Annotated in this window: 17 protein-coding genes; 9 read left to right on the forward strand and 8 right to left on the reverse strand. The window is 70.7% G+C overall.

Features of this window, described 5'->3' with window-relative positions; translation table 11 throughout:
- Positions 1-137 precede the first annotated feature (137 nt).
- Together OG246_RS17575 and OG246_RS17580 are read left to right on the forward strand one after the other, a co-directional pair.
- Positions 138-1,403: a glycosyltransferase family 4 protein gene (locus tag OG246_RS17575; RefSeq protein WP_266462832.1), complete on the forward strand. Its 1,266-nt coding sequence runs from the start codon at positions 138-140 to the stop codon at positions 1,401-1,403.
- Positions 1,400-2,221 carry a transferase gene (locus OG246_RS17580; protein WP_266462834.1) on the forward strand — a complete coding sequence of 274 codons (822 nt, stop codon included), beginning with the start codon at positions 1,400-1,402 and terminating at the stop codon, positions 2,219-2,221. The genes OG246_RS17575 and OG246_RS17580 overlap by 4 nt, the downstream gene beginning before the upstream one ends.
- Positions 2,222-2,345: 124 nt before the next feature.
- Here OG246_RS17580 and OG246_RS17585 read toward each other — a convergent pair whose 3' ends face one another.
- Positions 2,346-3,989, reverse strand: coding sequence for a M4 family metallopeptidase (locus OG246_RS17585; RefSeq protein WP_266462836.1), 1,644 nt, complete (start codon positions 3,987-3,989; stop codon positions 2,346-2,348).
- Positions 3,990-4,200: 211 nt separating this feature from the next.
- Between OG246_RS17585 and OG246_RS17590 the strand changes: the two genes are divergently transcribed.
- Together OG246_RS17590 and OG246_RS17595 are read left to right on the forward strand one after the other, a co-directional pair.
- Complete coding sequence (locus OG246_RS17590; RefSeq protein ID WP_266462838.1) at positions 4,201-4,614, forward strand: gamma-glutamylcyclotransferase family protein; 414 nt, start codon at positions 4,201-4,203, stop codon at positions 4,612-4,614.
- A 98-nt stretch (positions 4,615-4,712) separates the two neighbouring features.
- A complete protein-coding gene (locus OG246_RS17595) occupies positions 4,713-5,651 on the forward strand; it encodes an intradiol ring-cleavage dioxygenase (protein ID WP_266462841.1) in 939 nt (312 codons plus the stop codon).
- 48 nt (positions 5,652-5,699) lie between these two features.
- Here OG246_RS17595 and OG246_RS17600 read toward each other — a convergent pair whose 3' ends face one another.
- The 3 genes from OG246_RS17600 to OG246_RS17610 all read right to left on the reverse strand — a co-directional run bounded on the left by OG246_RS17600 (position 5,700) and on the right by OG246_RS17610 (position 10,101).
- A complete protein-coding gene (locus OG246_RS17600; RefSeq protein WP_266462844.1) occupies positions 5,700-7,796 on the reverse strand; it encodes a molybdopterin oxidoreductase family protein in 2,097 nt (698 codons plus the stop codon).
- Between the two features lie 107 nt (positions 7,797-7,903).
- Positions 7,904-9,394, reverse strand: coding sequence for a membrane-associated oxidoreductase (locus OG246_RS17605; RefSeq protein ID WP_266464316.1), 1,491 nt, complete (start codon positions 9,392-9,394; stop codon positions 7,904-7,906).
- A complete protein-coding gene (locus tag OG246_RS17610) occupies positions 9,394-10,101 on the reverse strand; it encodes a vancomycin high temperature exclusion protein (RefSeq protein WP_266462846.1) in 708 nt (235 codons plus the stop codon). Before OG246_RS17610 ends, OG246_RS17605 begins: the two co-directional genes overlap by 1 nt.
- Positions 10,102-10,312: 211 nt before the next feature.
- On the opposite strand from OG246_RS17610, the gene OG246_RS17615 reads away from it, so the two are divergent.
- From OG246_RS17615 to OG246_RS17635, 5 genes are all read left to right on the forward strand, one after another.
- Complete coding sequence (locus OG246_RS17615) at positions 10,313-11,239, forward strand: sirohydrochlorin chelatase (RefSeq protein WP_266462849.1); 927 nt, start codon at positions 10,313-10,315, stop codon at positions 11,237-11,239.
- A gap of 60 nt (positions 11,240-11,299) precedes the next feature.
- On the forward strand, positions 11,300-12,676 hold the full coding sequence (locus OG246_RS17620) for a deoxyguanosinetriphosphate triphosphohydrolase (RefSeq protein ID WP_266462852.1): 1,377 nt from the start codon (positions 11,300-11,302) through the stop codon (positions 12,674-12,676).
- 93 nt (positions 12,677-12,769) lie between these two features.
- Positions 12,770-14,035: an NAD(P)/FAD-dependent oxidoreductase gene (locus OG246_RS17625; RefSeq protein WP_266462855.1), complete on the forward strand. Its 1,266-nt coding sequence runs from the start codon at positions 12,770-12,772 to the stop codon at positions 14,033-14,035.
- A gap of 46 nt (positions 14,036-14,081) precedes the next feature.
- The gene (gene dnaG / locus OG246_RS17630) at positions 14,082-15,989 is read left to right on the forward strand and encodes a DNA primase (protein ID WP_266462858.1); all 1,908 of its coding nucleotides are present in this window, start codon (positions 14,082-14,084) and stop codon (positions 15,987-15,989) included.
- Positions 15,990-16,225: 236 nt separating this feature from the next.
- On the forward strand, positions 16,226-17,542 hold the full coding sequence (locus OG246_RS17635; protein ID WP_266462861.1) for an RNA polymerase sigma factor: 1,317 nt from the start codon (positions 16,226-16,228) through the stop codon (positions 17,540-17,542).
- Positions 17,543-17,794: 252 nt separating this feature from the next.
- Here the strand turns inward: OG246_RS17635 and OG246_RS17640 are convergent, their stop codons facing one another.
- The 4 genes from OG246_RS17640 to OG246_RS17655 all read right to left on the reverse strand — a co-directional run bounded on the left by OG246_RS17640 (position 17,795) and on the right by OG246_RS17655 (position 23,453).
- Complete coding sequence (locus OG246_RS17640; RefSeq protein WP_266462863.1) at positions 17,795-19,723, reverse strand: ABC transporter ATP-binding protein; 1,929 nt, start codon at positions 19,721-19,723, stop codon at positions 17,795-17,797.
- Positions 19,723-21,456, reverse strand: coding sequence for an ABC transporter ATP-binding protein (locus OG246_RS17645; protein ID WP_266464318.1), 1,734 nt, complete (start codon positions 21,454-21,456; stop codon positions 19,723-19,725). The genes OG246_RS17640 and OG246_RS17645 overlap by 1 nt, the downstream gene beginning before the upstream one ends.
- A gap of 150 nt (positions 21,457-21,606) precedes the next feature.
- Positions 21,607-23,061, reverse strand: a complete 1,455-nt coding sequence (locus OG246_RS17650) for an FGGY family carbohydrate kinase (protein ID WP_266462866.1) — start codon at positions 23,059-23,061, stop codon at positions 21,607-21,609.
- A gap of 86 nt (positions 23,062-23,147) precedes the next feature.
- Positions 23,148-23,453 carry a YtxH domain-containing protein gene (locus OG246_RS17655; protein WP_266462868.1) on the reverse strand — a complete coding sequence of 102 codons (306 nt, stop codon included), beginning with the start codon at positions 23,451-23,453 and terminating at the stop codon, positions 23,148-23,150.
- Positions 23,454-23,518: the final 65 nt, after the last annotated feature.

Raw genomic sequence — 23,518 nt, forward strand, 5'->3', positions numbered from 1 at the left:
TCGCCGCGCACGAACCGCACAGGCGCGGCGCCTTCGGCAAATCGGCACAGAGGCCCCGCCCCGCGGCAGCGGAACGATGCGAAGGTAAACAAAGCGGTAACGGGAGGTGACCGTACGGGGAGTAGGGTCCACCGGTCATGAAGATCTCATTCCTGATCCACAACGCCTACGGAATCGGAGGCACGATCACCACCACCTTCAATCTGGCCCAGGCGCTGGCCGAACGGCATGACGTGGAGATCGTCTCCGTGCTGCGGCACCGGGAGCGCCCGAACTTCACCCCGGACCCGAGAGTGGCGCTGCGGGCGCTGGTGGACCTACGGCACGAGAAAGAGCATCCGCTGCATGGGAGACCGGCCAAGGTGTTCCCCTCCGCCGAGTACCGCTACCAGCAGTACAGCGAGCTGACCGACCAGCGGATCGGCGAGCACCTCGAGGCGATCGAAGCCGACGTGGTCATAGGCACCCGACCGGGAATCAACGTCCACCTCGCGCTCCAGGCTCCGCGCCGCGTCGTACGCATCGGGCAGGAGCACCTCACCCTGGAGAACCATCCGCCGCGGCTGCGCACCGCACTGCGCCGGGCCTACCCGCGGCTCGATGCTCTCACCACGGTCACGAAGGCGGACGCCGCCGACTACCGGCGCAGGATGCTGCTGCCCGGGGTCCGGGTGGAAGCGCTCCCGAACAGCGTTCCCGACCCTGCGCTGGTGGCCGCGGACGGCACCGCGAAGGTGGTGGTCGCGGCCGGCCGACTGGTGCCGGTGAAACGCTACGACCTGCTCATCGAGGCGTTCGCCCCGGTCGCGGCCGCATACCCGGACTGGCGACTGCGCATCTACGGCAAGGGGGAGGAGCACGACCGGCTCCGGCGGCTCATCGAGGACCTCGGTCTGTGGGACAACGTGTTCCTGATGGGCGCGGCGTCCCCCATGGAGGCGGAGTGGGTCAAGGGCTCCATCGGCGCGGCCGCGTCCAACTTCGAGCCGTTCGGTATGACGATCGTCGAGGCGATGCGCTGCGGGCTGCCGGTGGTGAGCACCGACTGCCCCTACGGACCGCGCGAGATCATCGAGGACGGCGTCGACGGCAGACTGGTGCCCGTGCACGACCGCGACGCCCTGAGCGCCGCACTGCTGGAACTCGTCCGCGACGACGCGCTGCGCCGCCGCATGGGCCGTGCGGCCATGGAGAACGGGCGCCGGTTCGCCCCCGGACCTGTGGTGGCGCAGGCCGAGCGCCTGTTCGACGAGGTGATCTCGGCCAGAGAGTCGGGGCGGCCGGTTGTGCCGGAACGCGGCGGACTGCGCCGAGTCCTGGCGGGCAGGAGCTTCGCCGCACGCGACGCCGCCTATGCCGCGGCCGGCAGCATGCTGCGCACGGTACGGAAGGGACAGCGATGAGCGCGGCACGCGCCACGGAACTCCGCGCGGACTGCACGATCGACGCGCACGGCCGGATCACCTTCGGCCTGCGGCTGGACTCGGCCATCCACCCCCAGCTGCTGCTACGGCTCCGCCCCAAGAAGGGGCAGCCCGAACAGGTCGTTCACCTGATCGACCTGGAGCCCGCCGAGGACGGCCGCCGACGCGCCGTCCTCGATTCGGAGCCCGCTCTCGCGGAGGGCCGGTGGGACGCGTATCTCCTGCGGGAGCCGGGAGAGGAGCGGCTCCGGCTGCGCCCGGGGCTGCGGGATCAGCGGACCCTCGTCGACGGGCACACCCGTGACCGGTCGTCGCCGGTGGCCGTGCGGATCCCGTATGCCACCAAGGACGGCTATCTCGCCGTACGGGCCTGGCTGCGCACCGCCCACTCGGAGGCCGGCGCCATCGATGTCACGGACCGGTCGATGACGGTCGCGGCCCGGCTGCACGGTGCCTCCCTCGGTGAGGGAGCCGCCGTACTGCTGCGTCGGCGGGGCGAGGCCGGCGTAGTACAGACACTCGAACCCCGTGCCGGGGGTGACGGCCGGGACTTCTCCTTCACCGTGGACCACCAGGAGTTGGCCGCTGCGGGCGGTACCGGCAGCGGCATCTGGGACGTCTTTCTCCAGCCCGCCGAGGGAGCGCCACGGGTCCGGGTCGGTCGTCTGCTCGATGATCTGGCGGACCGCAAGGAGATATTCGTCTATCCGGCCGCCACTGTCGGCGGCGTCACCCTGCGCCCCTACTACACGGTCGACAATGACCTCTCCGTGGCGGTGACGCGGACACCGTCGTAACGCAGGCGTCCTTGTTCATCCACCGCCTCGGGTACCTGGAGGCCGCCCCGCCGATCGTGCGGCAGGGGCGACCTTCAGGCCGTTGGACCGTTGGACCGTTGGGCTGTTGGGCCGAGGCCGGAACTCAGCCCACGGAAACAGCGCTCCAGGCCGCCGCCACCGCGTTGTACTCCGTGCTGCCCGCGCCGTACAGATCCTTCGCCGCGCTCAGCGTCGCCGTCCGGGCCCCCGCGTAGTTCGTCGAGGACGTCATGTAGACGGTCAGGGCCCGGTACCAGATCGCTCCCAGCTTGGCGTGGCCGATGCCGGTCACCGTCGAGCTGTTGCACGTCGTGCCGTTGTGGGCGACGCCGCCGATGGTCTTCGGGCCGCTGCCCTCGGCGAGGAGGTACGCGAAGTGGTTGGCGACGCCCGAGGAGTAGTGGACGTCCAGGTTGGCGACCGAACTGCTCCAGCAGTCCGCGGAGTTGCCGTCCTTGGAGGGCTGGTCCATGTAGCGGAGGGCGGACCGGCCGAAGCCGGACTTCACGATCTTCTCGCCGATCAGCCAGTCGCCGGGGTCCGAGGAGTTGTTCGCGGAGAACTCCACCAGCGTGCCGAAGATGTCGGACGTCGCCTCGTTCAGGCCGCCGGGCTCACCCGAGTACGTCAGCGCCGCCGTCTTCGACGTGACACCGTGCGACATCTCGTGGCCCGCCACGTCCAGCGACACCAGCGGACCGAACGTCGTCCCGTCACCGTCCCCGTACGTCATGCAGAAGCAACTGTCGTCCCAGAAGGCATTGTTGTAGTTGGTGCCGTAGTGCACACGGTTGTACGAGCCCTTGCCGTCGCCCGCGATACCGCTGCGCCCGTGGACGTTCTTGTAGTAGTCCCAGGTCGCGTCCGTGCCGTACTGGGCGTCGACCGCGGCCGTCGAACGGTCCGAAGTCGCCCCGGTTCCCCAGTGGTTGTCGGCGTCGGTGATGACCGTCGCGGGGGCGCGGCTCAGGCAGATCCCCAGGATGCACAGGTCCGTCTTGTTCGCGGCGTCGCCCGTGTACGTGTTGCCGCGCGTCGGATCCTTGAGCTGGTACGTCGATCCGGACAGCGTCGTCTGAAGCGGGACCTTGCCGCCGTAGAGGGACTGGCCGTCACCGGTCGCCGTCTCGATGTTGTCCCACGCGTCGATCTGCCGGCCGGTACCGGCATCGGTCAGCACCGTGCGGCCGACCGGGTTGCCCAGCGAGTCCTGCCCCACCACCTCGGTGCGCCAGGCCAGTTGGGGCGCACCGTGCAGCACGTCGACGACCAGCTGGGGCTTGGCCGTCAGCTTGCGCAGGGTCTCCCCGAGGTTCACGGCGCGCAGCGCCGCGGTGGCCAGATCGGCGGCTTTGGGGGCGGACAGTGTGGGCGTGACGCTCGAGAGGGCGATGGCGCGGGTGGTGGCGCGGTTGGCGCTGCGATAGGAGCCGTCCGGGGCCAGGTGGACCACGAAGTCGCCGCCCAGCACCGGGAGTTGACGATACGTCCGGTCGTACCGCACATGCTGGCTGCCGTCCGCGTCGATCACTACATCGCGGACGCTGGTGCCCTGGGCGGAGGTCAGGCCGAGGCGTGCGGCCTGCGCGGTCAGTACCGACGCCGCGTTGCTGAGCGCGGTGGCCCTGCTCGGCCGGTCGGCCGCGTCCGCGGTCGGGGTCAGTGCGGCCGCCAGCAGTGCGGCGGTGGCCGTGGCTATGCCGGCGGTGGCGAGGCGTGAACCACGGATCGGCCGTATCTGACTCATCAGTCTCCTAGGGGAGGCGCCGTGGGGCGCGGTGGGGGGTACGCGTGGGGGTTTGTGGAGGGCTGCGGGGGGGGCGCTGAAGTTGAACAAGATTTAAAGGTCCATGACATGGCATGTCCATAGCGCCTACTGGCGGATGTGTGTGGGTGTGTGAGGGTCTTCGGGGGGCGAGAATCGTTTCTGCAAAGACCTCGGAAGGGAGACCGCATCCATGGCCACGGCGCCCTTCTTCGTCTACGGCACCCTCCGCCCCGGCGAGCGCAATCACGACCTCTTCCTGCGAGGACGTACGGAGTCCGAGGAGCCGGGGCGCATGCGGGGAGTCGTGCTCTACGAGGGCCCCGGATACCCGTACGCCGTCGAGGAACCCGGGGGAGTGGTGACCGGCGAACTCGTGACCGCGCTGCCCGGGGTGTACGGCGAACTGCTGGCCGCGCTCGACCGGCTGGAGGAGTACGTGCCCGGCGACCCCCGCAACCTGTACGAGCGCATCGCGCGGGACGTGACCCGTGCCGACGGGACGGCCGTGCGGGCCTGGGTGTACGTGGCCGCACCCGCGGTCGCCGCCCGGCTGCGTTCCCGCGGCAAGCTCATCGAGGGCGGGGACTGGCACAACGGCGGCTGAACTACGCCGGTGCGTCAATTGCACTCGTGCGAGTGGCCGCCCAGAGGGCCCCCGTGCGCCCCCGCCTCCCCGCACGCCCCCGCCCCTATGGTCCGGCCATGACCGACAGCGACATCACCAGACGGCGCGCCCTTGCACTCGGCGGCGTGGCCGGCGGAGCGGCCCTGGGTATCGGGCTCACCTCGTGCTCCTCGGACTCCGAATCGGACGGGTCGAGTTCCGTGACCGCCAGTGCGTCCGCGAGCGCCTCCGCGGCCTCCGACACGTGCGTGCTCAACTCCACCGTCACGGAGGGGCCGTACTACCTGGACGGCGCGCTGTTCCGGAAGGACATCACCGACGGGAAGCCGGGCGTCCCGCTCACCGTGAAGCTGACCGTGCGGGACCAGAGCGAGTCCTGCGACCCGGTGTCCGGCGCGGCCGTGGAGATCTGGCACTGCGACGCCTGGGGCTACTACTCCGGTTACACCACCGCCAACCCCGGCGGCTCCGCGCCCGCCGAGAGCGAGGACACCAGCGGCGCCGACGACAAGACGTATCTGCGGGGCTTCCAGACGACCGGCGACGACGGGGTCGTCGAGTTCACGACGATCTACCCGGGCTGGTACACCCCGCGCGCCACCCACATCCACGTCAAGGTGCACACCGGCGGCAAGAAGGCCGACAACACCTACGAGGGCGGCAAGGTCAACTGGACGGGGCAGCTCTTCTTCGACGACAAGTACGGCGAGGAGGTCTACAAGAAGTCCCCGTACACCGAGCACACCGGGACCCGGACCAAGCTCGACGACGACATGGTCTACGCCGGGGGCGGCGCCAAGGACGGGCTCATGACCATCACCGGGACTGTGGACGACGGTTTCACGGGCGCACTGACCGTCGGTATCGACCCGGACAAGGAGAACGACGGGTCGGGCGGCGGGGGAGAGCCGCCCAGCGGGCAGCCGAGCGGGTCGCAGCCGAGCGGGATGCCCAGCGGTACGCCGAGCCCACCGCCGGACAGCGACGCGAGCGCTTCGGCGAGCGCGTCGTCGTAGGCGTTCACTGCTACGGGCGAGGCACCACCTCGAGACGGGCGTGCGCGTCTACAAGCGGGGCACCACTTCGAGCCGTACGGCACACGCCTTGAACTCCGGCATTCGCGAAGTCGGGTCGAGTGCCGGGTTGGTCAGGGTGTTGGCGCGCCCCTCACCCGGCCAGTGGAACGGCATGAAGACCGTGTCGGGCCGGATGGCGCGGGTGATCCGCGCCGGTGCGACGGCGCGTCCGCGCCGGGAGACCACGGCGACGCGATCGCCTTCCCCCGCCCCCAGCCGCGCCGCCAGCCGTGGGTGCATCTCCACGAACGGTCCGGGCGCGGCGGCGTTCAGCTCGTCGACGCGCCGCGTCTGGGCGCCCGACTGGTACTGGGCGACGACCCGCCCGGTGGTCAGCAGTACGGGGTACTCGTCGTCGGGCTCCTCGGCGAGCGGACGGTGCACCACGGCGACGAAGCGGGCCCGCCCGTCCTCGGTGGCGAACCGGTCGAGGAAGAGACGGGGGGTGCCGGGATGGACCCCGGCGTCGGTCTCCCCAGTAGCGGAGGGGCACGGCCAGAACACCCCCGACTCCTCCGCCAGCCGGCGGTACGTGATCCCCGAGTAGTCCGCCGCCCCGCCCGCGCTCGCCCTGCGCAGCTCCTCGAAGACCTCCTCCGGGTCCCTCGGGAAGCCCTTCTCCACGCCCAGCCGGTCGGCCAGTTCGTGCAGGACGTCGAGGTCGCTGCGTACGCCGTCGGGAGGGGTGATCGCCCGGCGGCGCAGCAGGACGCGGCCCTCCAGACTGGTCGTCGTGCCCGTCTCCTCGGCCCACTGTGTGACCGGGAGGACGACATCCGCGAGAGCGGCCGTCTCGGAGAGGACGACATCGGCGACGGCGAGGAAGTCCAGTGACTTCAGGCGCTGTTCGATGTGCGCGGCCCGGGGCGCGGACACCACCGGGTTCGAGCCCATCAGCAGCAGCGAGTGGATGTCCGTACCCATCGCGTCGAGGAGTTCGTACGCGCTGCGCCCGGGCCCCGGCAGCGAGTCCGGGTCGACTCCCCACACCTCGGCCACATGGCGGCGTGCTGCCGGGTCGGTCAGCTTGCGGTAGCCGGGCAACTGGTCGGCCTTCTGGCCGTGTTCGCGCCCGCCCTGCCCGTTGCCCTGCCCGGTGAGGCAGCCGTAGCCGGCCAGCGGGCGCCCCGAACGCCCGGTCGCCAGACAGAGGTTGATCCAGGCGCCCACGGTGTCGGTGCCCTTGGACTGCTGCTCGGGCCCGCGTGCGGTGAGCACCATGGCGTTCTCCGGCTCGCAGAACAGCCGTACGGCTTCCCGGAGTTCGGGAACGGATACCCCTGTGATCCGTTCCACGTACTCGGGCCAGTGCGCCATCGCCGCCGCCCGGGCCTCCTCCCAGCCGCTCGTGCGTTCCTGGATGTACGCCTCGTCCGTACGCCCCTCCGCGACGATCAGGTGGAGCATCCCCAGCGCGAGCGCCAGGTCGCTGCCCGGGCGCGGCGCCAGGTGCAGGTCCGCCTGCTCGGCCGTACGGGTGCGGCGCGGGTCGATGACGATCAGCGTGCCGCCGTTCTCCTTCAGCTCGGTGAGGTAGCGCAGCGCGGGCGGCATCGTCTCGGCGAGGTTGGAGCCGACGAGGATCACACAGCCGGTCTTCGGGATGTCCTCCAGCGGGAAGGGGAGTCCCCGGTCTAGGCCGAACGCCTTGATTCCGGCGGCCGCCGCGGACGACATGCAGAAGCGGCCGTTGTAGTCGATCTGCGAGGTGCGCAGGACGACACGCGCGAACTTTCCGAGCGCGTACGCCTTCTCGTTCGTGAGTCCGCCGCCGCCGAAGACCCCGCACGCGTCCGGGCCATGTTCCGTCCGCGTGCGGGACAGCCCCTCGGCGATCCGGTCGAGCGCCTCGTCCCAGGTCGCGGGTTCGAGAGTGCCCGCCCGCCGGATCAACGGCGAGGTCAGCCGCACCCGGGACGACAGCAGCGCGGGCGCCGTACGTCCCTTGCCGCACAGCGCGCCCCGGTTCACCGGGAAGTCCGCGCGCTCCGTCACCTCGACGCCTCCGTCGGGCGTGGGCGTCAGGTTCATCCCGCACTGCAGGGCGCAGTAGGGGCAGTGGGTGGGCGTCGCGGTGGCCTGCATACCGGTCAGCGTGCGTCGGGAGTGTTACGGGAGGAGGAGGCGGGCGTTACGCGGCAGGGACGGGGACCTCCCGGCCGGGCGGAGGGCGCCGTGAGGGCGGTGGCGCGTCACTGACGGTTCAGCGAGCGCGTGACGCCCGCCGCGATCGTGGTCGCCAGGATCCAGCCGGTGGCGATCAGCAGATAGGCGAGCCACTGGTACCAGCCGCGCGGCGAGAAGGCCTCCTCCTGCCCGAAGCTGATGATGGGCAGCAGCAGATCGAGGGTGTAGAAGACGGGGATGAAATCGGGGGCCTCGTCGGGCTTCAGCGCCTGCGGATGGTTCAGCGTGAAGGCGAGGGCGCCGGTGAACAGCAGGAGCATCAGCCAGCCTGCCGCCCGCATCGGGCGGAAGCCGTAGCCGACGGTCGCGTCCTGCAGATGGCCCCAGAACCTGGCGTAGCGCGGCAGGGTATTGCGGTGCCGGCGGAGTTTGGCCAGCTGGACGGTGCGTGCCGCGGCGTCGTCACCCGCGGTGCGGTACGCGGCGGCCAACTGCTCGTAGGCGTACGGAAGATAGCCGCCCTCCTCCCTTTCAAGAAGCGGCAGTCGCTCCTTGGCGGGGAGATGCGGGGCGAGACTGCGGTAGCTGAGGCCGTCGATCCTGACATGAGAGGGCCACACCTGAGGAGGAACGTGCAGAAGGTCCAGCTGGGAGCGGCGCAGGTTCACGGCGCCCACGACCGGGGCGGCGTCGCGCAGCCACAGCTCGCCGATCACGCAGCTGCTGGCGCGCAGGGCCTGGCCTTCGGGGTGGGACAGCCGGGAGTAGGCGAGGTTGAGCTGGTGCGGGATCCGGGAGCCGCTCAGGTTGACCCGGCCATGGGCGATCAGCCGCATCGCACGCAGGTCGGTGCCGACCGACAGGGTCTCGGCGTGCAGCGCGGTGCCGCCGGGCGCGTGCAGTTCCGCGTCGTCGAGGTTCACCTGCCCGCCGACCGTGGCCCCGTTCAGCCGGACCTGGCCGTGGGCGACCAGGCCGACGGCCCACAGGTCGGTGCCGATGTCCGCGTGGTTCAGCTGGAGCGCCGCTTCCTCGGGGGTGTCGGAGTCAGCGGTGTCCGGTGCCGCCGGGCTGCCCAGATGCGCCCCGTTGATGAACACGGCGCCGGAGATCTTCGCCCCCTGGAGCCGTACCGGCCCGGTGATACGGGAGCAGCTGAGCCGCAGCGCCCCGTCGACCCGCAGATTCCCCGCGGTGAGCCCGGGCAGCACCGAGTCGCTCAGCACCAGGACGCGGAGCTCCGCCCCGTAGAGCGTCGGGATCTGCTCGAAGTGACAGGACCGCAGCCGCACGGCGTGCTGGACCGTCCCGTACGTGAGATCCAGCTGCCCGGTGATGCGCGCGCCCGTCAGCTTCAGTCCGGCGATCTCACCGTCGTGAGCCGGTCCGTCGATCAGGAGTGCCCGAAGCACCTCGGCGCGCACGGTCCGCTCGGGACCCCACGACGAGCCGGCCGCTGAGCCCTCGTCGGCGCTCTCGCGGAAGTCGATTCCCTCGCCGAGCGGGAAGGCCTCCCAGACGCGGCGTTCCGCGGGCGTGAGGTCGGTGACCGCCATCATTCGCCCGCCGCCGCCAGGGCCTGACCGACCCCGGACTCCTTCGGCCCCAGGAACCGCGGATCGGGCTTGAACACCGCGTCCAGCGCGGCCTTCCCCGCCGCGAAGACCTCCCGCGCGCCCCCGTAGTACCAGGTCGCGTCGTGCTTGGCGTCGACCCCCACCCCGTAGGACTCCACGCCCGCCGCCTGGCACAGCGCGACGGCGCGGCGGATGTGGAACCCCTGGCTGATCAGTACGGCCCGGTCGACCCCGAAGATCTTCTTCGCGCGGACGCAGGAATCCCAGGTGTCGAAGCCCGCGTAGTCACTGACGATCTGCCCGTCGGGCACACCGTGCTCGGTCAGGTACGTGCGCATCGCGTCCGGTTCGTCGTAGTCCACGCGGCTGTTGTCGCCGGTGACGAGGACGACCTTGACCTGCCCCGCCCGGTACAGCTTTGCCGCCGTGTCCAGGCGGTTGGCGAGGTACGGGGACGGCTCGCCGTTCCACAGACCCGCGCCGAAGACCACCGCGACCTCGGTGCGCGGAGCGTCGGCGGTCGTACGCAGCCGGTCGCCCGTCACCGCGTACATCCATGTCGACGGAAGCAGCGCGAGCACGCAGAGCAGCATCAGGGCCTGTACGCCCCGCCGTTGCCCGGCACGGGTCTGCGGCAGGCGCGGCAGGCGCGGTCTGCGCAGCTTCGGCAGCTTCGGACGGCGCATCGGAACGGTCCCCTCCCCAGGTGGCCTCGACCATGGAGGACGCGTCGAACGCTGATCCGGTTCGCCTCCGTGGCGTGACCAGCTTCACTCAGAAACCTGTCACCGCAGGTCACGAAGGCTCACACTCCCGCGCACCCCGGCGTGAACCCCCGGAAAACACCCGTCATACCCGCGCAACGGCGTGGCAACCTCCTACCGTCAGGATCTCTCCATGACGGCGTCGAACCCAGTACGCGACGAGTCCTCGCTCAGCCCCGGTGGCCGCCCGCCGCTCGGCGGCGCCCACCTCGACAGTACGGCGCAACTCATGAACGCGATCACCAGCCAGCTCGGCAGCCAGCTCAGCCGCGTCTCGATCGACGGCGCACGCCGGCCCGCGCCGCCCGCGCTCGTCCTCGTGGCGCACGGCAGCCGCGACCCGCGCACCCTGAGCACCGTACGCAGCCTCATCGAGCGGATCCGCGAGCTGCGCCCGCACCTGGCCGTGCACCTCGGGCACATCGAGCTGAACGAGCCCCTGCTGCCCGACACGCTCGCGTCACTCCAGAGCACCCAGAGCACCCGGACCGGTGAAGCCGTCCTCGTGCCGCTGCTGCTCAGCCGCGGCTACCACGTCAAGCGGGACATCCCCGAAGCCGCGGCCGCCGCCGCCCCGCTCCGCACCCGCGTCGCCGCCCCGCTCGGCCCGCACCCGCTGCTCGTGGAGACGCTGTACGCGCGGCTCGTCGAGGCCGGCTGGCGGACACGCATGAGCGACTCGACCCGGCGCGCGAGCGGCATCGTGCTCGCCGCCGCCGGATCCCGCGACCCCGACGCCGCCGTCGACACCCGCCGCACCGCGCACCTGCTCGCCGAGCGCCTGGGAGTTCCCGTCGTCCCCGCGTACGCGTCCGCCGCCGCGCCCACCGTCGCCGCCGCCGTCCGCGCCATGGCCGCCCGCGGCCGCCACCGCATCGCCGTCGCCTCGTACTTCACCGCCCCCGGCCGCTTCGCCACCGAGTGCGCCGCGGCCGCCCCCTGGATCGCCGCCGAGCCCCTGGGCGACCACCCGGCGATGGCCCGCCTCGTCCTGCACCGCTACGACCAGGCCGTCGCGACCCCCGAGCCCGCCCCCGAACGCGCCCTGGCCACCGCCTGAAGCGTGTCCTGAGCGGACAGCTGTGCCCCGTTTGTCACTGCCTGCGTTTACTGTCGGGGCATGGAAGGCACCGCACCGAAGACCGAAAGCACCGATCCGAACGCATACGCAGAGCACGCCACGCCCGACGGACAGGACGGGCACGGGATCGGGTACGACGTCACCTCCACCGAGCGCTGGGCCGTCGAGCCCGACAAGCGTCCCGGCCGCACCGCCTTCCAGCGCGACCGCGCACGCGTACTGCACTCCGCCTCCCTGCGCCGCCTCGCGGGCAAGACCCAGGTCGTCACCCCCGGCACCAGCAGCCAGATCTGGGACGCCAGCCCCCGCACCCGCCTGACCCACTCCCTGGAGTGCGCCCAGGTCGGCCGCGAACTGGGCGCCGCCCTCGGCTGCGACCCCGACCTCGTCGAGGCGGCCTGCCTCTCGCACGACATGGGCCACCCGCCCTTCGGGCACAACGGCGAACAGGCGCTCAACGAATTCGCCGAGGACTGCGGCGGCTTCGAGGGCAACGCGCAGTCGCTGCGCCTGCTCACCCGCATCGAGCCGAAGCGCTTCGTACACTCCGAAGCCACCGGCGAACTCGTCAGCGTCGGCCTCAACCTCACCCGCGCCGCCCTCGACGCCGCCACCAAGTACCCCTGGCCGCGCGGCGGCCACCCCACCGACCCCAAGTCCCGGAAGTTCGGGGTCTACGAGGACGACCGGCCCGTCTTCGACTGGATCCGCAAGGGCGCCCCCGGCACCCGTACGTGCTTCGAGGCCCAGGTCATGGACTGGTCGGACGACGTGGCGTACTCGGTGCACGACGTCGAGGACGGTCTGCACGCGGGCCACATCGACCCCAACTGCCTGCACGCCGAGCCGGAACGGCAGGCGGTCTTCGCGGTGGCCATCGGGCGGTACGTGCCCGCCGACACCGACCCCGAGGAGCTCGCCGAAGCCCTCGACCGGCTCCTCGACCAGGACTGGTGGCCGCACGGATACGACGGATCGGCCGTCGCGCAGGCCCGGTTGAAGGACGCGACCAGCCAGCTCATCGGGCGTTTCTGTCTCGCGGCGGAGGGCGCCACGCGCGCGGCGTACGGCACCGGTCGCCTCACCCGGTACGCGGCGGAGCTGGTCGTCCCGCGCGCCGCGCGCCTGGAGTGCGCCGTCCTCAAGGCGGTCGCCGACCGGTACGTGATGCAGCGCGCCGAGCAGGAAGCGCTCCGCGCCGATCAGCGGATCGTCGTCGCCGAGCTGGCCCAGGCGCTCACCGTCCGCGCCCCGGACGGCCTCGACCCCCAGTTCCGCGCCCTGTTCGACGAGGCCCCGGACGACAGGGCACGCAAGCGCGTGATCGTCGACCACATCGCCTCACTCACCGACGCCTCGGCGCGTTCCCTGCATCTCAGACTCACCACGCGGTCCCATGGGTCCCGGGGAGTGTGACCCTGCGTGGCCTGATCGGGTCTCTCCCTCTTCCCGCATCACGCTGCGTGCGGGACGCTCGCATATGGCGACATCCTTACGAGGAGGCATCAAGTGGTCGACGCGGATCAGACATTCGTCATCGTCGGAGGAGGGCTGGCCGGAGCGAAGGCGGCCGAGACGCTCCGAGCGGAGGGCTTCACCGGGCGGGTGATACTGATCTGTGACGAGCGCGACCACCCCTACGAACGCCCGCCGCTCTCCAAGGGCTACCTCCTCGGCAAGGAGGAACGCGACAGCGTCTTCGTGCACGAACCCGCCTGGTACGCGGCCAACGACATCGAGCTGCACCTCGGCCAGACCGTCGACGCCATCGACCGGAGCGCGAAGACCGTCCGCTACGGCGACGACGGCACCCTCGTGCACTACGACAAGCTCCTCATCGCGACCGGCGCCGAGCCCCGCCGCCTGGACGTCCCGGGCACGGACCTCGCCGGAGTCCACCACCTGCGCCGGCTCGCCCACGCCGAACGCCTCAAGGGCGTCCTCGCCGCGCTGGGCCGCGACAACGGGCACATCGTGATCGCGGGCGCCGGCTGGATCGGCCTCGAGGTCGCGGCGGCGGCACGCGAATACGGTGCCGAGGTCACCGTCGTCGAGCCGGAGGGGACCCCGCTGCACGCGGTCCTCGGCCCCGAGCTCGGCCAGCTCTTCGCCGAGCTGCACCGCGAGCACGGCGTCCGCTTCCACTTCGGCGCCCGCCTCACCGAGATCGTCGGCCAGGACGGCATGGTGCTCGCCGCCCGCACCGACGACGGCGAGGAACACCCCGCGCACGACGTGCTCGCCGCGATCGGCGCCGCCCCGCGCACCGCTCTCGCCGAGGCCGCGGGCCTGGAGATGGCCGACCGCGCACACGGCGGAGGCATCGCCGTCGACGAACGGCTGCGCACCTCCGACCCCGACATCCACGCGGCCGGCGACGTCGCCTCCTTCCACCACACGCTCTTCGACACCCGGCTGCGCGTCGAGCACTGGGCCAACGCCCTCAACGGCGGCCCCGCGGCGGCCCGCGCGATGCTGGGCCGCGAGCTGACGTACGACCGTGTGCCCTATTTCTTCTCCGACCAGTACGACATCGGGCTCGAGTACTCGGGCTGGGCGCCCCCGGGGACGTACGACCAAGTGGTGATCCGGGGAGACGCGGGCAAGCGGCAGTTCATCGCCTTCTGGCTGAAGGACGGGAGGGTGCTGGCCGGGATGAACGTGAATGTGTGGGACGTCACGGAGCCCATCCAGCAGCTGATCCGATCCCGGGCCCAGGTGGACACCGAGGCGCTCGCCGACCCGCACGTTCCGCTGGACAGTCTGGTCCCGTGACCGACGGCGGCGCTCGACTGTCACACCGTCCCCGTAGAATTCACGCGTGGCCGGAAGGATCAACGACGAGGACGTGAAGGCGGTTCGGGACGCGGTCCCGATCGACGCCGTGGTGTCCGAGTACCTCCAGCTGCGCAACGCGGGCGGCGGAAACCTGAAAGGTCTCTGCCCCTTCCACGACGAGAAGTCCCCGTCCTTCCAGGTCAGCCCGAGCAAGGGGCTGTTCCACTGCTTCGGCTGCCAGGAAGGCGGCGACACCATCACATTCGTGATGAAGGTCGACCACCTCACCTTCTCCGAGTCGGTCGAGCGACTCGCCGCCCAGGCGGGCATCACGCTGCGCTACGAGGAGGGCGGGTACAACCCCGCCAACCAGCGCGGCGAGCGCATCCGCCTGGTCGAGGCCCACAAGGCCGCCGCGCAGTTCTACATCGAACAGCTCGACACCAGCTCCGAGGCCGACACCGGCCGCAAATTCCTCGCGGAGCGCGGCTTCGACCAGTCGGCCGCCGCCCACTTCGGCGTCGGCTACAGCCCCCAGGGCTGGGACCACCTCACCCGCTACCTCCGCGGCAAGGGCTTCACCGACAAGGAACTCCTCCTCTCCGGCCTCTCCCAGGAAGGCCGCCGCGGCCCCATCGACCGCTTCCGCGGCCGCCTGATGTGGCCGATCCGCGACATCGGCGGCGAGGTCGTCGGCTTCGGCGCGAGGAAGCTCTACGAGTCGGACAACGGCCCGAAGTACCTGAACACGCCCGACACGGCGATCTACCGCAAATCCCAGGTCCTGTACGGCATCGACCTCGCCAAGAAGGACATCGCCAAGGCCAGCCGGGCGGTCGTCGTCGAGGGGTACACCGACGTCATGGCCTGCCATCTGGCCGGCGTCACCACGGCGATCGCGACCTGCGGCACGGCGTTCGGCACCGACCACATCAAGATCCTCCGCCGGTTGCTGATGGACAACGGCTCCGCGCGCGTGATCTTCACCTTCGACGGCGACGCGGCCGGTCAGAAGGCCGCCCTGCGCGCCTTCGAGGACGACCAGAAGTTCGCCGCCGAGACGTACATCGCGATCGCCCCGGACGGCATGGACCCCTGCGAGCTGCGCCTCGCGAAGGGCGACGCGGCAGTCGCCGACCTGGCCCAACCCCGCACCCCGCTCTTCGAGTTCGCACTGCGCCAGATCATCCTGCGGTACGACCTGGAGACCCCGGCCGGGCGCGCGGCCGCCCTCGACGAGGCGGCACCCATCGTCGCCCGCATCAAGAACAGCGGCGCCCAGCACGAGGTCGCCGTACAGCTCGCGGGCATGCTCGGCATCCTCGACACCCAGTTCGTGGTCAAGCGGGTGGCCCAGCTGGCCCGTTGGTCCCGCGACCGCGGCGGCAAGGGCCCCGCGCCGTCGCAGCAGCGCACCCAGCAGGCGTACGGCACCACCACCCAGGCACCCAACGGCGGCGGCCCCGCCCTGACCCTGCGCAACCCGGTCTTCGCCACCGAGCGCGAGCTCCTCAAACTCGCCCTCCAGCGCCCTGAGCTGGTCTCCCCGGCCTTCGACGCCTACGGGATCGACGAGTTCACCGCCCCGCCGTACGCCGCCGTACGCCAGGTGATCATGGAGGCGGGCGGCTCGGAGTTCGGCGTCCAGGACCCCCAGGAGTACCTGGTCAGGGTCCGCGAGGCCGCCCCCGACGACGCGGCCCGCGCCATGGTCACCGAGCTGGCCGTCGAGGCGATCATGCGCAAGACGGTCGACGAGACCTACGCGGGCGACCAGCTCGTCATGGTCCGCCGCCGTGCCGTCGACCGCCGCATCCGCGACGTCCAGGGCAGCCTGTCCCGCCTCAGCGCGCACGGCGACCCGGCCCAGCTGGCCGCCGTACAGAACGAGCTGTGGGTCCTCCAGCAGTACGAGCAGGCACTGCGGGAGAGGGGCGCGGAGGCGCTCTGAGGGCGGGGGCGGCCGCCCGGCCCGCCGGGCTTTCACATCGTCTGCCGGGCGTTCACCGGGCCCTCGCGATTTCCCGTCCCGGCGCACTCGCTTCCCACGTGCGCCTTTCAACCTGTTTCGCGCCGCCTAAAACGCGCACTCGTGCATGAAAGTAACCGCGCGGTCACGGACCGGACGCAAAAAGTCACCGCACGCCCCTCGTGGCGGCGATGTGTCGTACTCCACACTGGGTTGCGGTGCCTGAGTCCTCGGAGCGCGGCCGACCCGCACGCGACGGGTCCCCGATCCCCGCGGTTCCGCTAAACGACTACGGGATGGACAGCGGCGAGGCCGTCGACCCCATCCCCGACGTAACGCTGCCGCCCCCCTCAGCAGCGACATTCCTGGAGGTCGCCCCCGTGCAGACCCAGACCCTCGCACAGACCGACAACACCACGGATACGGACGCTGACGCCGAGACCGACGTCGTCGCGGCGGTACCCCCGCAGAGCCGTGCCGCGCACCACCCCGAAGCGGAGCCGGAGAGCCCACCCGAGCTGGACGAGCCGCCCGCGAGCGCCGTCGAGAGCGCCGAGGTGGAAGCCGAGTCCGAGGCTCCCGAGCCCGTCGAACCGCCCCGGAGCCGCGCCGCCGACACCGGCGGACCCTCCTCCGACCTGTTCCGCCAGTACCTGCGCGAGATCGGCCGGATCCCCCTGCTCACCGCGGCCGAGGAAGTCGAACTCGCCCGCCGTGTCGAGGCCGGTCTCTTCGCCGAGGAGAAGCTCCGCCTCGCCGTCGATCTGGACAGCCAGCTCGCCCTCGACCTGGACAAACTGGTCGTCATGGGCCGCATGGCCAAGCGCCGCCTCATCGAGGCGAACCTGCGGCTCGTCGTCTCCGTCGCCAAGCGGTACGTGGGCCGGGGACTGACCATGCTCGACCTGGTCCAGGAGGGAAACCTCGGCCTGATCAGGGCAGTTGAGAAGTTCGACTACGCCCGCGGCTACAAGTTCTCGACGTACGCCACCTGGTGGATCCGCCAGGCCATGTCCCGGGCCCTCGCCGACCAGGCCCGGACCATCCGAGTCCCCGTCCACGTCGTGGAGTTGATCAACCGGGTCGTGCGTGTGCAGCGGCGCATGCTTCAGGAGCGCGGTTACGAGCCGACTCCCGAAGAGGTCGCCGCGCACCTCGATCTGCCGAGCGAGCGGGTCAGTGAAGTGCTGCGGCTTGCCCAGGAACCGGTGTCCCTGCACGCTCCCGTGGGCGAGGAGGACGACGTCGCGCTCGGCGACCTCATCGAGGACGGTGACGCGACGTCTCCTGTGGAGTCCGCCGCGTTCCTGCTGCTGCGTGAGCATCTGGAGGCGGTGCTGTCCACGCTCGGGGAGCGGGAGCGGAAGGTCGTCCAGCTCCGGTACGGGCTGGCCGACGGGCGTCCCCGCACCCTGGAGGAGATCGGCCGCATCTTCGGCGTCACCCGCGAGCGGATCCGTCAGATCGAGTCCAAGACCCTGAACAAGCTCAGGGACCACGCGTTCGCGGACCAGCTGCGGGGTTACTTGGACTGAGGTGGGGTTTGTTTCGCCCCCTCCGCCCCTGCCCATTCCCGTCCCTTGGGGGCTCCGCCCCCAAACCCCCGCTCCTCAAACGCCGGAGGGGCTGAATTTTCCCCGGCCGGAGCAGAAATCTTTCGTCCCGGCCAGGGGGAGATCTTTCAGCCCGTCCGGCGTTTGAGGACGAGGCCGTTCAGGCCGACAGCGGGGGTCTGGGGGCGGCAGCCCCCAGGTACGGGACGGGTAGGGGCGGAGGGGGCGAAAAACCTAGTCCACCTCAGCCACCGCCTGCGCGAACTGGGCCTTGTACAGGCGCGCGTACGCCCCGTCCGCGGCAAGCAGCTCCGCGTGCGCGCCCTGCTCGACGATCGACCCGTTCTCCATCACGAGGATCGCGTCCGCATCCCGGATCGTCGACAGGCGATGCGCGATCACGAACGACGTACGCCCGTGCGCAAGCTTCGCCATCGCCTTCTGGATCAGGACCTCCGTCCGGGTGTCGACGGACGACGTCGCCTCGTCGAGCACCAGGATCACCGGATCCGACAGGAACGCCCGAGCGATGGTGATGAGCTGCTTCTCACCCGCACTCACCCCCGTCCCCTCGTCGTCGATCACGGTGTCGTACCCGTCGGGCAGCGTCCGGATGAACCGGTCGGCGTGGGCGGCCCGCGAGGCTTCCTCGATCTCCCCCCGGGTGACGTCCCGCGAGGCCCCGTACGCGATGTTCTCCGCGATCGTCCCCCCGAACAGCCAGGTGTCCTGGAGCACCATCCCGATGCCGTCCCGGAGTTCGTCCCGGGACATGGCGGCGATGTCGACCCCGTCGAGAGTGATCCGCCCCCCGGTGACCTCGTAGAACCGCATGAGGAGGTTGACCAGCGTGGTCTTGCCGGCGCCCGTCGGGCCGACGATCGCGACCGTGTGCCCGGGCTCCACCTTCAGCGACAGATCCTCGATGAGCGGCTTGTCGGGGTCGTACCGGAAGGACACGTTCTCGAGCGCCACCCGCCCCCGCAGCTCGTCGGGACGGAGCGCCGGAACCGGATCGGCCTCCTGCTCGTCCGCGTCGAGGAGTTCGAAGATCCGCTCGGCGGAGGCCACGCCCGACTGCACGAGGTTCGCCATGGAGGCGACCTGGGTCAGCGGCATGGAGAACTGCCGGGAGTACTGGATGAAGGCCTGCACGTCACCGATCGACAACGACCCGGACGCGACCCGCAGCCCGCCCACCACGGCCACCAGCACATAGTTCAGGTTCGAAACGAACATCATCAGCGGCTGCATGATCCCGCTGTTGAACTGCGCCTTGAACCCGGCCTCGTACAGCTGCTCGTTCTGCTCGGCGAACTGCGCCGCCGACTCCTCCTGCCGCCCGAACACCTTCACCAGGTTGTGCCCGGTGTACATCTCCTCGACGTGCGCGTTGAGCTTGCCGGTGGTCCGCCACTGCTGGACGAAGTGCGGCTGCGAACGCTTGCCGACCCGCGTGGCGATGAAGAAGGACAGCGGCACGGTGATCAGCGCGACCAGGGCGAGGAGCGGCGAGACCCAGAACATCATCGCGAGCACGCCCACGATGGTGAGGAGGGAGTTGACCAGCTGGCCCATCGACTGCTGGAGGGTCTGCTGGATGTTGTCGATGTCGTTCGTGGCGCGGCTGAGGACCTCACCGCGCTGCCGCTTGTCGAAGTAGGACAGCGGCAGGCGGGACAGCTTGGCCTGCAGGTCCTCCCGCATCCGGTAGACGGTCATGTTGATCGCCCGGTTCGAGAGCCGGGTGGACACCGCCATCAGCACGCCGGCCACCACGAACGCACAGAGCGCGAGCAGCAGTACGTTCCCGACGGCGCCGAAGTCGATGCCCTTGCCCGGAGTGAAGTCCGTACCCGAGAGCATGTCGGCCGTGCCGCCGTCGCCGCGTGCCCGCATCGCATCGAGGGCCTCGGCCTTCGTCTGGCCGGCGGGCATCTCCCGTCCGATGATCCCGGCGAAGACCAGGTCGGTCGCCCTGCCCAGGATCTTCGGGCCCAGCACGGACAGCGCCACGCTGACCACACCGAGGGAGAGCATCGCGTACATCGTGCCGCGCTCGGGCTTGAACTGTGAGAGGAGCCGTTTGCCCGACCCCTTGAAATCCATCGAGCGCTGATCGGGGCCGCCCCCGGCCATCATCCGCCCCATAGGCCCGGCCATCAGGCAGCCTCCGCTTCCGTCAGCTGGGAGAGGACGATCTCCCGGTATGTCTCGTTGCCCGCCATCAGTTCGTGGTGCCGCCCGGTGCCGACGACCCGGCCCTCGTCGAGGACCACGATCCGGTCGGCGTCCCGGATGGTCGACACCCGCTGGGCGACGATCACCACGGTCGCCTCGGCGGTCTCCGCGGCGAGCGCCGCGCGCAGCATGGCGTCGGTCTTGTAGTCGAGCGCCGAGAACGAGTCGTCGAAGAGATAGATCTCCGGGCGCTGCACGAGGGTGCGGGCGATCGCGAGACGCTGCCGCTGACCACCGGACACATTCGTGCCGCCCTGTGCGATGGGGGAGTCGAGCCCGTTCTCCAGGCCCTCCACGAACCCCTTGGCCTGCGCCACCTCCAGCGCGTGCCACAGCTCCTCGTCGGTGGCGTCCGGGTTGCCGTACCGCAGGTTCGTCGCCACCGTGCCCGCGAAGAGGTACGGCTTCTGCGGGACGAGTCCGACCGTCTTGGCCAGCAGTCTCGGCTCGATGGTCGCCACGTCCACGCCGTCGACGAGCACCTCGCCGTCCGTGGCGTCGAACAGCCGGGGGACGAGCCCGAGAAGCGTCGACTTGCCACTGCCCGTGGACCCGATCACGGCGGTCGTCTCACCCGGCCGCGCCACCAGGTCGACGGCCGTCAGCACCGGCTCCTCGGCACCCGGGTAACGGAACCCGCCGCCACGGATCTCCAGGTGGCCGTGGCGCCGCAGCTCCACTACGGGTGCGGTCGGCGGCACGACACTGCTGTCGGTGTCCAGGACCTCCTGGATGCGCTCGGCACAGACCTCCGCGCGCGGCACCATCATGAACATGAAGGTGGCCATCATCACGGACATCACGATCTGCATGAGGTAGGCGAGGAACGCGGTCAGATCACCGATCTGCATGCCCCCGCTGTCGATCCGGTGCGCGCCGAACCACACGACGGCGATCGAGGAGAGGTTCACGACGGTCATGACCATCGGGAACATCAGTGCCAGGTACCGCCCGGTACCCAGCGACACCTCGGTCAGATCGGCGTTCGCCTTCCGGAAGCGCTCCTTCTCGTAGTCGTCCCGTACGAAGGCGCGGATCACGCGGTTGCCGGTGATCTGCTCGCGCAGCACCCGGTTCACGGTGTCCAGGCGGACCTGCATGGAGCGGAACAGCGGCCGCAGCCGCCGGATGATCAGGGTCACACCGAGGCCGAGTACCGGCACCACGGCGACCAGCACCCCGGACAGCGGCACGTCAAGGCCGAGGGCCAGCACGATGCCGCCCACACACATGATCGGCGCCGACACCAGCAGGGTGAACGTCATCAGGGCGAGCATCTGCACCTGCTGGACGTCATTGGTGGTGCGGGTGATCAGCGAGGGCGCCCCGAAGTGGCCGACCTCGCGCGCGGAGAAGGACTGGACGCGGTCGAAGACGGCGCCCCGGATGTCCCGGCCGACGGCCGAAGCCGTACGGGCGCCGTAGTAGACGGCGCCGATGTTGCAGACGACCTGCGCCAGCGAGATCGCGATCATGACTGCGCCGAAGGACAGGATGTAGCCCGTGTCGCCCTTCACGACACCGTTGTCAATGATGTGCGCGTTGAGCGTGGGCAGGTAGAGCGTGGCGCAGGTCTGCAGGAGCTGCAGCAGCACCAGCAGGGCGATGGGTTTCTTGTACGGACGGAGGTACGTACGAAGTAGTCGTATGAGCACGCGGGGTCTCTCGGAGTCGACGACGGGCGAGCGGTGGGTGCACCACCCCCTATCGTCGGACACTCCCCCCGTGTTACCTCAACCGATTAACCCAAGTGCAGGCCAAGAACCGACCCGGCCTCAGACCTGGGACGTACGCCCCGCGCTCTGTTAACCCCGGAACGCCCCAGGATGCGCCTGCTCCCGTACGGCCACGTACTGCTGCCGTATGGCCTGGCCCATGGCCAGTTCCTCACCGGGGTCCAGCACCTGTGCGACCGGGCCCTGCCAGGCGGGCGGCGTCCGCGGATCGAGGGTGCCCTGCGAGGCGCCGAGCGCCCAGGCCGCCTGCCGGGCCGCGCCGAACGCCGCGTAGTCCGCCGGCTGCGGCACCACGACCTGCACGCCGAACAGTGCGGGCGCCACGGCCTGTACGGCGGGCAGCTCGGCGGCCTGTCCCAACAGGAAGATCCGCCGTACGTCGACACCCCGGCCGCGCAGCACGTCGAGCGCGTCCGCGAGCCCGCACAGCATGCCCTCGAAGGCGGCCCGCGCCAGATGCTCGGGCCGCATCGACTCCCGTCGCAGCCCGGCCAGCATCCCCGCCGTGTGCGGCAGGTTCGGCGTCCGCTCGCCCTCCAGATACGGCAGCATCACCAGGCCGTGGGAGCCCGGCGTCGACTTCATCGCCAGGTCGGACAGGCTCTCCAGGTCGGGCAGGCCGAGGAGTTCGGCGGCGCCGCGCAGGGCTCGTACGGCATTGAGCGTGGTGACGACCGGCAGATGCATCCCGGTCGCGTCCGCGAGTGAGGTGATCATGCCGGAGGAGTCGAAGAGCGCCTCGGGGTGTACGGCCATCACGGAACCGGAGGCTCCGAGGGAGACGACCGCGTCCCCGAGCCCGATGCCGAGCCCGAACGCCGCCGCCATGGTCTCGCCGGTCCCGGCGGATATGAGGAGCCCCTCCGGGGTGGTCCCCGCCGCGTCGGAAGGGCCGAGCACCTCGGGCAGCCCGGCCTGGTGCCCGAGCGCCATGTCGACGATGTCCGGCCGGTAACCGCCGGTCGCCGCCGACCAGTACCCGGTCCCGGAGGCCCCGCCCCGGTCGGTGGTCCTGCGCACCGGCCGCCCGAGCAGCTGCCACACCAGCCAGTCGTGCGCCTGCATGAGGAACGCGGTCCGCCGCGCGGAATCCGGCTCGGTCTTGTTCAGCCAGCGCAGCTTGGTCACCGGCTGGGCGGCCTGTGGTACGCAGCCCACGGCCTGGGCCCACGCCTCGCGCCCGCCGAGCGCGTCGACGAGATCGGCGGCCGCGACCTGCGTCCGCTTGTCACTGCCGACGAGCGCAGGCCGCACCGTGTTCCCCTGCGCGTCCAGCGGGACAAGACCGTTCTGCTGCGCGGACACGCCGATGGCCTGCACACCTTCGAGCAGTCCGCCGCCCGCCGCCTCTCCCAGGGACAGCAGCCAGGCCTGAGGGTCGACGTCGGAAGGACGCCCGCCGCCCTCGGTGGACTCGACCGGATGCGGCGCGTACCCCTGCTTGAGTACGACACCCGTGTCCGAGTCGCAGACGACGATGCGAGTGAAATCGGGCGAACTGTCCAACCCGGCGACTATCCCCATGGCGCAAATTCTGCCGTACCGCGAGAGGCGACCGCGCCGGACCGGATCGTGCGGGCCCGATCGCTACGTGCTGGAGGCGCCCCTCGCTAGGTGTTGGAGGTGCCCCAGTCGTCCTCACCGCGGCCGTTGGCGTTCCGCTCGCGCAGGGAGCGGACCCGGTCGGTCACCGAGGTGGGGACCCGGTCGCCCACCTTCTCGCTCACCGCGTGGTACGCCTTGCCCGCGAACTCGCGGCCCTGCTGGGCGGCGCTCTCGGCGGTGTTGCGCACCGCCGGGTTCTGCGAGATCTGGCGGGCGGACTTCTTCAGCTGCTCGTAACGCTCGCGCCCGGCGCGAGAGCCCAGCACGTAACCCAGAGCCAGTCCGGCGACGAATGTGAGCCGGTAGCGCATGACGGCCACCCTTCCCTTGCGTCGGCATCGGTGCGGGGGCGGAACCGATTGGCGGAGCACCCCCC

Source organism: Streptomyces sp. NBC_00620 (assembly GCF_026341825.1).
Taxonomy (GTDB): Bacteria; Actinomycetota; Actinomycetes; order Streptomycetales; family Streptomycetaceae; genus Streptomyces.